Raw genomic sequence first — 11,989 nt, 5'->3', positions numbered from 1 at the left:
CATGCGCATCGCTGTCTCCCGCATCAAGGGTTTCTACGGGGCGCACCCGCTGCATCTGCTGGCGCTGCTGGGCTGTTTCGCTCTGGCCGGGTACGCCGCGCTGCAGACCTCTGCTGATCCGCAGTGGCCGCTGATGCTCGTGTGGTTCCTCGCCGCAGTCATCGGTCACGACCTGGTGCTGTTCCCGATCTACGCCCTCGCCGATCGCTCCCTGACCACTGTCCTGCACGCGATCCGCCCGACGCGACGTACGGCTCCGCTCGTGCCGGCGGTAAACTATCTGCGAGTGCCCGCGCTCGCCGCGGGGCTGCTGTTCCTGCTGTTCTTCCCCGGCATCATCGAGCAAGGCCAGGACACCTATCTCGCTGCGACCGGCCAAACCCAGCAGCCCTACCTTGCCCGGTGGCTCCTGATCACCGCGGCGCTGTTCGCGATCAGCGCCGTCGCCTATGCCGTCCGTCTCGGCCGCGAGCGCTACCGGAGAGCCCCTACCGGAAGCGGCCCAACGCCGAGGCCCCACCGGGCGAACCACCCGTGAACGCGTCGAACGAGCGCCATAGCGGCGACGCATCCGCACACCCTGGGCGCACTCGGGCGCCCAGGCAGTCCGGGGAGGCTCCATCATGACCCGACACCTCCAGACCGTCGCGGCCACCAGGCGAACGTCGCTCGCGGCTCCGCGCAGCCTCGACCCCTCGGCGTCCCTGTGACGTCCTGCAGGTGCAGCCCGGCGAGGACATGACCCACGCCTTGGACGTCTACCTGGCGAGGGGCTACGACATCGAGAGCGCCGTCGACGGCTGGATGCTGTTGCGCAGCTCTCACGGCCGCGTCGCTCTCACCACCGGTCAACCGCCGCGTACACCGTGAAGCGCCGAACATTGAACGCATCCGGTGGGCCCGTATTCGTGAGAGTGCGAGCCACCGGTGACGGGGAGACGGAGAGTGTCACGCGGTCTCGAGTTTACTGGCCAGCCTTTCCGGTTTCGGCCACCGGACCTGGGACGCCCAGCCGAGTTTCTCGAACACCCAGATGATGCGGGCGGAAATGTCGAGCTGTCCGCGTCGCACCCCGTGGCGGGCACCGGAGGGATCGGTGTGGCGGGAGTTGTGCCAGGACGCGCCGAAGAACAGGATCGCCAGCGGCCCGAATTTCGCCGATTTGTCCCGCGCCTCGAACGGCCGGTCGCCGATCATGTGGCGGAGCGAGTTGACCGACCAGGTCCCGGTCGAACAACCAGTCCATGTGCGCGTGCCGGAATCCCTTGGCCAGTGCTGCGGGTGTGGTGCCGAAACGCCACGGAGAGTACGAATCGTCATCGCGGTCGGCGAAGGCGTGGTGGCGGCGGTGGTCGGCGACCCAGCTGATGACCGGGCCTGCATCGCCATGCTGCCCGCAACCGTGAGCGCGACCCGCAGGCCACGCCCACGCTTACCGCGGTGAACGCCGTATCTACGGCGTTTTGACGTCCGGCCATGTCGTCAAGGCTCATGGCGAAGTGGCCGGTTGCAGACCAACCTTGTCGATCGCGGTTACAGCAGGCTGCGCAGCAGTCCCCCACTGTGGTGGGAACCGTCGGAATGGCCGGTGGAGGCGTGGGTGCCGGAACTAGACGCGCCGTCCGGGCCCGCGTGCTGGCTGGTCTGGCCGTAGGACGCGCCGCCCTTGCCGCCGTGGCCGCTGCCGCCGGTGCTGGAGTGCACCGAGCTGGAGTCCGCGCCGTCCGGCCCGGCCTGCTGCCAGTTCTGGTTGTAGGAGGACCCGCCGTCACCGTGGCCGCCCGTACTGGCCTGCTGCGAGGTGGACATCGCCCCGTCGGCACCGGCGTGCTGCTGGGTTTGTCCGTAGGTGTCGGCCGAGGCCAGCCCGGACAGTGCCATGGTCATTGGGGCGGCCACAGCCGCGGCAGCGATCGTGCGCTTGAGCATCTTCTGCATCACAAGGTGTCCTTTCATTTTTTCAGTTCCTTACACCCCTAATCCGGAACCGACCCCGAGAGCGGATTGCCGTACCGGCCGGAAAATTCAAACAACGCCACGTGTTCAGCCACTATGCATGAAGAGTTTAAGAATTCCCGGCAACCAGGTTTTGTTTCTTGGGAAAACGGGTATAAACGTTCGAGCGGTCTGTGCCGAAGTAGCCCAGGACGGGCACCAGCGTTCGGATGCCTCGGTGTTGACCTTCGCGCGGCACCATGAATAGTTCGAATCGGGGGCGAGCCGATCCCTCGGGCGGCGCGCCCGATTAGGTGGCGTCGTCGTACCAGTGTCGGCGCGGGCGCCGGTCGGCCTCGGCCTGCTCGGTGGCCGGGGTCGGTCCCGCGTGCGCCGCGGGCTGCGGGGTGAACACGGGGTCGGGGGTGTGGTCCAGCTTGGAGGGGGTGTCCGGGTCGTCGGTGTCCCAGCCTTCGTCGCGGCGTTTCGCGTCGATGCGCTTGTCGTGCACTCTGGCGAGCTGTAGTGCCATCTCGAAGAGCAGGCACAGCGCTGCGGCGAGGATGACCATGGAGATCGCGTCGGTGCCCGGGGTTACCAGCGCGGCGAAGATGACGATCGCGAAGAAGAATCCGCGCCGCCAGTGGCGCACCTTTTCGTAGCGCAGCACGCCGGAGAAGTTCAGCATCACTACCACGAGTGGCAGCTCGAAGCTGATACCGAACACGACGAGGAGGTTGATCAGGAAGGACACGTAGTCGCTCGCGGAGAACGCGGTCAACAGGTTGTCGCTGCCGGCGACGTTCGTCATCACCCGCAGCACCTCGGGCAACAACAGGTACGCCACGACGGCGCCGAGCAGGAACAGTACCGAACCGAAACTCACGAAGCTGACGCCGAACCGCCGTTCTTTCCTGTGTAGCCCGGGCGTGATGAACGCCCACAGCTGGTGCAGCCAGAACGGACTGGTCAGCACCACACCGGTGGTGATGCCAACCTGGAGCAGCGTGGAGAATCCCTCGAACGGTTTGGTCTGCAGCAACCCGCATTCCTTGCCGGGTTTGCCGACCAGGTCGGTCAGCGTGTGCGAGGTGCCGTGGCAGTACGGATAGAGCACGACATGGCTCAGCGTCGGGATCGGCCAGATCGTGACGTTGAACCACAGGCAGCACACGAGCGCGCCGACACCCGCGGCCAGTAGCGCCATCCCGAGCCGGTACCGCAGCTCGTAGAGGTGTTCGACGAGGGTCATCGAGCCATCGGGGTTGGTACGACGGCTGCGCCGCTGCCGTGCCTCTTTCCACCCGCCCCGAGGGGCAAACGCCGACGTGTCCATGACGACCGGTTATTCGTTCCCGGTCGACGAGTGGGTCTTGGCCCGTGCGGGTGGTGCTGCCGCGGCCACGGGGGTGTCCGGTGTGCCCGCGGACGGTAGTTGCTCGGTGGCCGGATCCTGGGCCTGCTGCTGTGGAGCCGCGCTGTCGGTGTCGTCGGTGTCGTTCTGCTCGCGCATGGCTTTCGCTTCGGATTTGAAGATGCGCAGCGAGTGGCCGATGCCTTTCGCGGCGTCTGGTAGCCGTTTGGCGCCGAACAACAGGACGATCGCGACCACGATGACGATGATGTGCCAGCCCTGCAAACCACTGAACATGTCAGATCTCCTCACTCTCTTTTCGCGGCGCCGGCGGTCGGACCAATCCAAGGACGGCGCTACCTCGAATTCGTGGTGGGAGGGACAACTGGATTGGTTGAAAGGATGGATCGCTGATGTTCGGTAAGAAGTATGCGGCCTCGATGATCAACCGCAGCGCGGAGAACGACGCTGACCGGCGCCGGTTCCTGCGTAGCGCCGGTTTGACCGGGCTGGGCGTCGTCGGCGCCTCCGCGCTGGGTGGTGGTGCTCTCTCGGCCCTGGATGCCCCCGCGGCACACGCTGCCGAGACGGCCAACGACGCAGGCCAGCTCTCGGACGCCTCGGTGTTGAACTTCGCGTTGAACCTGGAATACCTTGAATCGCAGTTCTACCTGCATGCGGTCACCGGCGCCGGGCTGCCCGCCTCGATGACCGGCGGCACCGGCAAACAGGGCGGTGTCACCGGTGGCCGGGCGGTGCCATTCCGCAGCCAGAAGCTGCGCTCCTTTGCCCGCGAGATCGCCGGTGACGAGCACGCTCACGTCAAGTTCCTGCGCACGGCGTTGGGTTCGGCGGCGGTCGCGCAACCGGCGATCGATTTGCAGCACAGTTTCACCGCCGCCGCCCAAGCCGCCGGGATCGTGGCCAAGGGACATAGCTTCGACGCGTTCGCTTGCGAGGAGAACTTCCTGCTCGCGGCGTTCCTGTTCGAAGATGTCGGGGTCACCGCGTACAAGGGTGCCGCGCCGCTGGTGCAGAACAAGACCTACCTCGAGGCCGCCGCCGGTATCCTGGCCACCGAGGCCTACCACGCGGCCAACGTGCGCACCGAGCTCTACCAGACCCATACCGGGCTGCTGGGCACCGGCCTGTTCGGCCGCGACCTGCGCGAGGCCGCCGGTAAGTTTTCCGATGCCCGCGACAGCCTCGACGGCAAATCCGACGATGACCAAGGCATCGTCGACAGCAACGGCCAAGCGAACATCGTGCCCACCGACGGCAACGGGGTCGCCTACAGTCGCAGCGCCCCCAATGTGCTCAACATCGTCTATCTCACCCCGAAACAGGCCAGCTCGGGTGGCTTCTTCCCCGCCGGGGTCAACGGCGACATCATTACCAGCAGCAACAACAGCTAACCAGCCCGCTGGCGCCGACGGGCCCCTGGCCGGGCCCGCCGGCGCCGCATGGTTGACCTCACCCAGCCACCCGAGAGCACACGGGGCCCGCATGTTCAACAACCTGGGATGGCCCGAAATCCTCGTCATCATCGTCGCCGGCCTGTTCATCCTCGGCCCGGAGCGGCTCCCCGCCACGATCCAACACGCAGGCCGAGCCCTCCGCCGAGCACGAACTTACGCGACCGGAGCACGCGAACAGCTGCGCAACGAGCTCGGCCCCGAATTCGACGAACTCCGCGAACCACTCGAACACATCCGCGAACTGCGCGCGATGGGCCCACGCCGGGCCATCACCGAACACCTCCTCGACGGCTACGACCCCGCCGACGACGCCCAACGCCTCGACCCCCGCGACGACCTCGAAACCCTTGACCAACACAACAGCCGCACCGACAACAACCCGTCCGCGCCAACGCCAAGGCCACAGCAACCGACACCATTCGACCCAGAAACAACATGACCGGCCGTTCGCGCACACCACGGATGGTCGGCCAGGTGCTCGCCAGGTCACCGCGGCCAGCGCGCACGTTCTGCGAGGGCTCCCCGGCGCACGGCGAAGTCGTGGCTCGGGGCTGCGATGACGTGCCACCTTGCACCGCTGGACACGTTCGGGGCTACCAGGTCGTGTCGACTCGCCCGCGCCAGGTGCCCCACTGGGGAACCAGTGACCTCATCCCTGCAGCGGAGCGGTCAGCTCGAGATGCACGCCGTCGGGGTCGGAAAACGACAGGATAGCAAGCCCCACGTCGGCCAGGTCGGTCACTTCGCCGTGCGGGACTCCGGCTTGGTCGAGCCGTTGGCGCGTAACCTGGAGCTCGTCTTTTGATGCGACCTGGAAGCTGAGGTGATCAAGTCCGGTGTGTTCGGAGTCAAACCGCTGCCCACTCGGGGCGACCGGGCGCAACCCGAGCAGCGTGCCTGAGGGCAGCTGGTAGACGACCCCGCCGTAAAAGGCCTCACGGGATGCTCGCACGCCTGGCTCGTCGGCCCGAGCGGACATGTCGATCGCGGCCGGCCAACCGAATACCTGGTCGTAGAAAGCTTTCGAGCGATCGATGTCGGTCACGGTCAGCCGAATGTGGGCAATGTCGGAACTATCGATCAACGCCATACCACGGTTCTACACGCCGACCGCAAGCCCGCCGTGGCCCGACCGGGCGAGACGCAGTGGGACTCGTCCGCGTCACCGAGGACGGGAACCGGCCGGTAGCGCAAGCCCCACACCCGCTATCACGGTGATCGTCGCCAACCAGCAGGCGTCCGCCGGCCGGTTCGGGAGTTGCAGCGGGTAAAATCGGCGAATCACCAGGCCAGTCCTCCAGACTCGGACCTTGGTCCACCGCATGGCGTGGTGCCGGCAACCCGATCACCTGTCTCCAGCGATGAATTGCAGGTGCCCGTGGCTGGTGGAGCCGGTGATGACGAGCGCCCCGGTGGGTGGTCTATCGCGAGGGTGTTGGGTTGTTGCACGGTAGCTTTTAGGCTCTTGTGCACGATTCTGCCGTGGTTGAACGTTAAGCCGAGTACTTGGTTGCGGCCGGTCAGCGTGGTCCACAGGGTGTGCCGGGTGGCGTCGTAGGCGAGGCCGTAGGGCTTCGAACCGGCGCCGGTGGGAATGGTGGCAACCTGCTTCGGACCGTGGGGCGTGAGCATGAAACCGAGCACGGCGTCGCCGTTGGCACGGTATTCGGTGATGCGGCGGTCGCGAACACCCACTCCGACGACGTGTTTCCCATCGTTCGAGGCGGCGCCGCCACCGGGTTGTATGGGTGCGGACACTACCCGTTTTACCTGGCCGCCAACCACGATGTGGTAACTGTTGCCGAACTCGTCGGCCACCCAATACATGTTGCCGGTGATGTGAAAGGCCTCGTGGGGCTGTCGGCCTACGTGAACCGGCTCGAGTGCGCGGCCGCCGGGTGCGACCTGGAGGATCGGTCATCGGTCTCGTCGGCGACCAGCGCGGGGCCGTTTGGTCCGCCGAGCGTCAGATGACGGGAACAACCACCGAGCGGCACGAATTGGCGGGCCGTGGGGGCACCGGCCGAGGCGATGGGAAAGTGTCGAGGCCGTCGGGTTTTCGGACGTTGACGGCAACACTGCCGTTGTCGGTCACGGCGACCCCCTCGAGGGCGCCGTGGAGGTCGATGACGGTGCCGGGGAGGCCCGGCCGCGTCGGCGGCGAGACAGCGGAGTCGGGCGCGACGCGCAGGGGCGGAGCGCCCCGAGGACTCGATGGCCACGCGCGCCCGGGGTTCGGTGGTGAACCGCATGCTGTCGTGAGCGCAACCACGCAGCAGCCGGCCACCGCCAGCAGGCACCACAGTCGTCGACCGAGGCCCGTGCCGACCGCCGTGCGGTTCGCGCGCCGGCGGATCTGGTCAGCGGCGACTGGTGCACCAGAGGCCGCGCGCACGCCCTCGAGCGTATTTCAGGAGCGTAGGCGCGTTTCATAGCAATCCTGAACGCCGAAACTGTCCGGTGTGCAGTGCCCATTATCGTGCCGGCTGTCGTTGCGAGAGCACGAGCAGCGCGGCGCTCGTGACTGTGGTGCTGGCTTCGCGACGATGGTTTTGTCAAAGCTCCCTTCTCGTTCGTACCCTGATGGGCGGCGGGCTCGCCGCCGATGCCCCACAATTTCTTCGTCTTGCCCATCGCAGAGAACGCTTCTTTTCCGGTCTGCCCCTTGTGCAGACCCATCGCCGGGGCCGTAACGGGTCGATTTCGCGGCGAAACCGCCTCTAGCAGTAGTTCGTGTCGAGAATGAGCAGCGGATGGGACCGAGTTCTCGGGCCAGCCACGCGTGCGAAAGACCGAACCGCGGGCGCTGACACTCCGAATACAGGGGGCAACGCGCGATACGGAACCCCGAAGGGAGGGGCGATGAACGATCGCCGGGGATCGGCACGCTCGCCCCGTGACGAGGAGCCGACGCCGTGGTGTGCGGCCGCGTCCGCCTACGCGCTGCATGCCCTCATCGACACCGAACTGGCAGCCTTCGAACAGCACCTCACCGAATGCGCCGCGTGCCGTCAGGAAGTGGACAGACTACGAGAAACCGCCGCCAGGCTCGGTGCGGCGAGCGCGACACAACCCCCTGCCCACCTGCGGGAGAAGGTGCTATCGGAAATCGCTCACACCCGGCAGCAGCCGCCCGACTAGGTCGCGAGCGGCTATCACCTGCATGATTGGGTCCGGTCGGCCACCTGCCCCAGCCGGGTCAGCGCCGTAGCGACGCTGGGCTCGGTGACCAGCACACGATGGGAGCCGGTCAGCTACAGCGACACACCGGCGAACACCGCAGCGTGGTGCAACTGCGCAAAAACAACCAGTCCGGCCGATCCCCACCCTGCCAGACCGCACCAAACAGCGTGCGCCGCTAGTGTCGAGCTCGCCGATCCCCAGCCGCTGCGGACGGCAGAAACCCCAGGTCAAATGGTTACCCCGCGCTCCACACGGGGTAAGGGGCGACCCATGGTCATACTGGGCAACGACGCTACCGGGGCGTGTTCCCCGACAGGTGGGAGTTCTGTGCTTCAGGTTTCAAAACTCCGGTCCAAGGGGGTAGGTTCAATAGTAAATAAGTGCCCCAGACCCCGGCACTCCACCTCAGGTCTCAGCTTGCCCTGAAATGGAGGGATCGCCGTGAGTCTCCTGCCTTCTCACATCCCGGCCACGCATGCCGCACCCATCCACACTCGTGACGACGACCGCGTGGTCATTCTGGACTCGTACCCACCTTGGTCCGGGTGGCAACTGCACTGCCTCACGGTCCCCGCCGAATACCGCTGCGACCGTTGTGGACTCGCTCGCGAGTCGGCCATGGTCGCCACCGGTGAAGACACCTTGATCTGCCCTGCCTGTTACACCCAACTCAGCCGCGCAGCCACGCCTACCGAGCTACCCGAGCAGCGCACAGCACAAACCAGCTGCGAGCCGACCCCCATCGACCGAACGCCTCGGCATGCAAAACCACGGAGCACCAGTGAGCACTGAGACACCTCGGCCGGGAACGCTTCGAAGTCACGCGGCCGGGTATGTGGAACCGTCGACCGCCACGCGCATGACACACCCGGCCCTTGACTACGATCTCATGGCCCGAGTGGCCACCAAGGACACCTCGGCTTTCGCCGCTCTTTACGACCAGCTCGTCCCCCGCGTATACGGGCTGTGCCGCACCATCCTGCAGGACCCGCGCTACGCCGAAGACGCCGCCCATGCGGCGTTCGTGGACGTATGGCGCACCGCTCCGCGCTACGATCCCACTCGCGCTAGCCCGCTGACCTGGGTACTGACCATTGCTCACCGTCGCGCCGTCGATCAGGTCCGAACCCTGCGCGCCAGCGCTCACCGCGAACAGCACACCTCAGCGGCGAACCACACACCCCAGGTAGACGACGTCACCGACACCGTCCCCACCGGCGTCGAACGCCAGCAGATTCGCGACAAGCTCGCCACGCTCACCCCGCTGCAACGCACCATAATCACGATCATCTACTACCAAGGCCACACGCATGCCGAGGCCGCCGCCATCCTCAACATTCCCCTCGGCACGCTCAAGACCCGAGTCCACAGCGCCCTGTGCCGACTACGCACCACCCACCCTCACGAGACGGGTCGGTAAGGAATGCGTCATGCGGATCGCCGAATGAGTGTCTCGGCACGTGGGGAGCAGCAGGCACCGCCGTGGACGGCGAACCTCGGCGCGGCTCATTCGGCCCCCCAGTCGAAGGCAGCCTCGACCTCAGCGTGCGGTGCGTACGCCTCAGCCTCCGCCCGGGCCTCGTGAGCCTAGCGCCGACACAGACTCAGATCCTCGGTGTGTCCGCCACCGAGCGGGATGCTGCGGTAAGGCTTCGTGCTCCTGCACGACGAGGATCGCCGGATAGTGTGCCACGGTAGAGACCATGACAAGGGAGCGATTCGAGGTACGGCGGGATATCGCGGCAGCGCCGGCGATGGCATTCGGGGTGCTGTGTGAACCGAACGGACACGTCCGGATCGACAGCTCCGGGATGCTGCAATCCGCAGAAGGGCAGCGGGTCCAGCGGGTCGGCGACCGGTTCACCGTGCACATGGACCGGGAGGCGCTTGGCGACCGCCCGATGGGCCAGTACGACGTCGCGGTCATCATCACGCAGTTCGCGCCGGAGGCTCTGATCGAGTGGACCGTCTCCGGGACGATCCAGCCTCCGATCAAGCACCTGTACGGCTACGAGCTCGAGCCAAGCACGCTTGGCACACTCGTGACGTCGTACTACGACTGGAGCCAGATCGAGCAGCGGTACCGAGACCAGGGCATCTTCCCCGTCATCCCCGAGACCACGCTGCGCGCCAGCCTAGGCATCCTTGCGCGTATCGTAGAATCCCACACCAGTCCCCACGGGTAAGTGTCCGCTCGTCGCCGAACCTCAACTGTTCGGCAGGGGTCCCGTTGTGGCGAGGCGTATATGGAGTGATCCTCTGGTGGTGTGCGCCAAGCGTTGCTCGCGCGAAGTCGTCGGCGCGGTAGCAGGCTCCGTTATCGGTGACAATCCGCTCGATACGTGTGATGCCGTGGGCGGCAGACCACGCGGGTGCGCGGTGGAGGAAAGCGATCGCGGTCGTCGTCTTCTCGTTAGGGAGTGCCTCGGTGTAAGCGAGTCGCGAGTGGCCGTCGATCGCGGAGTGTAGGTAGGTGTATCCGCCGCGTTCCGCCTTTCCCTTTCGACGTCCAACGGTTTTCGCTTGAGTGCTCCCGCGCCCATGGGCTCGCCAGCCACCGCCGTCGGGAATCCGGCCTACCTTCTTCACGTCGAGGTGGATCATGTGGCCTGGTCTGCGGGCGACGATCTTTCGTGGTTCGCGGTTGATGTCGCCGCCTGGATCGATGAACCGACGCCGGTTCAATCCGAAATCGGCCAGGCGACGGCTGACGGTTCGACGGGAGACCACGATCCCGTCAGCGGCCAGCTCGTGGGCGATCCGGGCCGCTGACCACTTACGATGACGACGCAGGTGCTCGATCCGCTCAACGGCCTCGGCCGAAGTCGCGGTCGACTGGGCCAGTGGCGCTGATGAGCGGTCCATGAGTCCAATGTCTCCGTAGTCACGGTAGCGATTGACCCACTTCGACGCGGTCGCCCGAGAGATCCCCATCTCAGCGGCCACGTGAGCGATCGGCCTCGTCTCGCACCGCTCGACCAGGCGACGACGCCCTTCCGAGCTCAGCGGCGCGTTCGCGTGTGCCACGAGGCATCCTCCCGGCTATCGCGATACGGAAGCGTAGTCACGAGAACCGTTCCCATGCCGATTGACGGCGCATCCCGAGTGAATCACCAACCCGGTCCCACGAGATGCCGCGTCGTCGCGCCTCGCCGACCCACGCCCGCAGATCGTCGTCGACCTGATGCCGAATCGCCTCAATACGCGGTAAATGGACCAGTAGCGCCTCGTCGTCCATCCCTTCCCAGATCGGAGTAGCTCGCGTTAGCCCGGCTGGCTTGTTCGCAATGGTCTCAGCGCACAAGGACACGCACTCGCTGCAGATGTAGACACCTGGGCCGGCCACGAGCGTGTCGACGCTCTCGGCTGATCGCCTACAGAAGGAGCAGTGGTTCACGATCCACACCTTTCGTCAGGAATCTCCTGACGTCAGGATAGATCGTAAGGATAAACCTGACAAGAAGACGTTAACAACCTCCTGACCCGCAACATCAGCTACGCCGGGGCCAGTTCAAAATGCCGAAACGGGGCCAACTCGACTTGCCGAAATCAGCGGGGGTACCAACACGCCATGGCCCGCGCCGCCGAACTCATCATGGCTGGGTGGCCCAGCTCCGCGGCCAGCTCGGTGACGAAATCCATGACATCGGGCCAGTTGCGGTGCAGCGCCTGCAAGACGATCGTGTTGCCCTCGCTGAACAGGGAGGCGACCTGGTCGGCACACACCTGGTCGCCGATCTCCGCTCCGACACCACCCGGCCCGGTGAACACGGTCGAGTCGACGACAGCGCCGTCGCGAGCCAGGCGCAGAAACGGGCTGCGAAGCCCGCGGCAGGTCAGCAGCTCGTCGATGCCGTCGAGGTCGAGCACGTCCCGGAACGCAGCAGGGTCGGCCGCCCGGCACAGTAGCGGCGCCCGACCCCAATACCACTGCGCGAACCCGGTGGTATCCACGCCGACCACACGCGCCAGCGCTCGCGGCATCCCTGAGCCGGAGCCGCCCCCTGCTGGAGCATCCGCTCCGTGCGGTCCGGTACCG

The 11,989-nt window shown here is 66.1% G+C and carries 12 protein-coding genes and 4 pseudogenes; 6 read left to right on the top strand and 10 right to left on the bottom strand.

All coding sequences use genetic code 11. From position 1 onward, the window contains the following. Position 1 precedes the first annotated feature (1 nt). On the top strand, positions 2 to 538 hold the full coding sequence (locus tag A37U_RS0129070) for a hypothetical protein (RefSeq protein WP_020500193.1): 537 nt from the start codon (positions 2 to 4) through the stop codon (positions 536 to 538). A 410-nt stretch (positions 539 to 948) separates the two neighbouring features. Here the strand turns inward: A37U_RS0129070 and A37U_RS50300 are convergent. From A37U_RS50300 to tatA, 4 genes and pseudogenes are all read right to left on the bottom strand, one after another. Then, a pseudogene (locus A37U_RS50300) lies at positions 949 to 1,476 on the bottom strand (acyl-CoA desaturase); the annotation flags it as partial. 57 nt (positions 1,477 to 1,533) lie between these two features. Beyond that, positions 1,534 to 1,956, bottom strand: coding sequence for a hypothetical protein (locus A37U_RS45880; RefSeq protein ID WP_240437702.1), 423 nt, complete (start codon positions 1,954 to 1,956; stop codon positions 1,534 to 1,536). A 289-nt stretch (positions 1,957 to 2,245) separates the two neighbouring features. Beyond that, on the bottom strand, positions 2,246 to 3,187 hold the full coding sequence (gene tatC, locus A37U_RS45875) for a twin-arginine translocase subunit TatC (RefSeq protein WP_020500189.1): 942 nt from the start codon (positions 3,185 to 3,187) through the stop codon (positions 2,246 to 2,248). Positions 3,188 to 3,280: 93 nt separating this feature from the next. Next, complete coding sequence (gene tatA, locus A37U_RS45870) at positions 3,281 to 3,586, bottom strand: Sec-independent protein translocase subunit TatA (RefSeq protein WP_020500188.1); 306 nt, start codon at positions 3,584 to 3,586, stop codon at positions 3,281 to 3,283. Positions 3,587 to 3,702: 116 nt separating this feature from the next. Here tatA and A37U_RS0129040 point away from each other — a divergent pair, with 116 nt between their 5' ends. Next, positions 3,703 to 4,704 (top strand): ferritin-like domain-containing protein, encoded by a 1,002-nt coding sequence (locus A37U_RS0129040; RefSeq protein WP_020500187.1) that lies wholly within the window; start codon positions 3,703 to 3,705, stop codon positions 4,702 to 4,704. Positions 4,705 to 4,795: 91 nt separating this feature from the next. Beyond that, positions 4,796 to 5,206, top strand: a complete 411-nt coding sequence (gene tatB, locus A37U_RS0129035) for a Sec-independent protein translocase protein TatB (RefSeq protein ID WP_020500186.1) — start codon at positions 4,796 to 4,798, stop codon at positions 5,204 to 5,206. A gap of 210 nt (positions 5,207 to 5,416) precedes the next feature. On the opposite strand, the gene A37U_RS0129030 is transcribed toward tatB, so the two are convergent. Together A37U_RS0129030 and A37U_RS52030 are read right to left on the bottom strand one after the other, a co-directional pair. Continuing rightward, positions 5,417 to 5,857: a VOC family protein gene (locus A37U_RS0129030; protein ID WP_020500185.1), complete on the bottom strand. Its 441-nt coding sequence runs from the start codon at positions 5,855 to 5,857 to the stop codon at positions 5,417 to 5,419. 191 nt (positions 5,858 to 6,048) lie between these two features. After that, positions 6,049 to 6,585, bottom strand: coding sequence for a YncE family protein (locus A37U_RS52030; protein ID WP_157183094.1), 537 nt, complete (start codon positions 6,583 to 6,585; stop codon positions 6,049 to 6,051). A 1,044-nt stretch (positions 6,586 to 7,629) separates the two neighbouring features. Between A37U_RS52030 and A37U_RS0129020 the strand changes: the two genes are divergently transcribed. The 3 genes from A37U_RS0129020 to A37U_RS0129010 all read left to right on the top strand — a co-directional run bounded on the left by A37U_RS0129020 (position 7,630) and on the right by A37U_RS0129010 (position 10,136). After that, the gene (locus tag A37U_RS0129020) at positions 7,630 to 7,908 is read left to right on the top strand and encodes an RskA family anti-sigma factor (RefSeq protein WP_020500183.1); all 279 of its coding nucleotides are present in this window, start codon (positions 7,630 to 7,632) and stop codon (positions 7,906 to 7,908) included. Between the two features lie 940 nt (positions 7,909 to 8,848). After that, positions 8,849 to 9,370 carry a sigma-70 family RNA polymerase sigma factor gene (locus tag A37U_RS0129015; protein WP_157183093.1) on the top strand — a complete coding sequence of 174 codons (522 nt, stop codon included), beginning with the start codon at positions 8,849 to 8,851 and terminating at the stop codon, positions 9,368 to 9,370. A 283-nt stretch (positions 9,371 to 9,653) separates the two neighbouring features. Further along, the gene (locus A37U_RS0129010) at positions 9,654 to 10,136 is read left to right on the top strand and encodes an SRPBCC family protein (protein ID WP_020500181.1); all 483 of its coding nucleotides are present in this window, start codon (positions 9,654 to 9,656) and stop codon (positions 10,134 to 10,136) included. Between the two features lie 36 nt (positions 10,137 to 10,172). Here A37U_RS0129010 and A37U_RS50295 read toward each other — a convergent pair. The 4 genes and pseudogenes from A37U_RS50295 to A37U_RS0129000 all read right to left on the bottom strand — a co-directional run. After that, positions 10,173 to 10,977, bottom strand: a pseudogene (locus tag A37U_RS50295) (helix-turn-helix domain-containing protein); the annotation flags it as partial. Between the two features lie 37 nt (positions 10,978 to 11,014). After that, positions 11,015 to 11,188, bottom strand: a complete 174-nt coding sequence (locus A37U_RS53985) for a hypothetical protein (protein ID WP_240437706.1) — start codon at positions 11,186 to 11,188, stop codon at positions 11,015 to 11,017. Positions 11,189 to 11,245: 57 nt separating this feature from the next. Then, positions 11,246 to 11,347 (bottom strand): annotated as a pseudogene (locus A37U_RS54515) (ClpX C4-type zinc finger protein); the annotation flags it as partial. 152 nt (positions 11,348 to 11,499) lie between these two features. Beyond that, positions 11,500 to 11,989, bottom strand: a pseudogene (locus A37U_RS0129000) (hypothetical protein); the annotation flags it as partial.

It is taken from the genome of Sciscionella marina DSM 45152 (assembly GCF_000379465.1).
Classification (GTDB): Bacteria; Actinomycetota; Actinomycetes; order Mycobacteriales; family Pseudonocardiaceae; genus Sciscionella; species Sciscionella marina.
The sequence above is the reverse complement of the archived record's forward strand: the minus strand, read 5'-3'. Positions and strand labels throughout refer to the sequence as shown.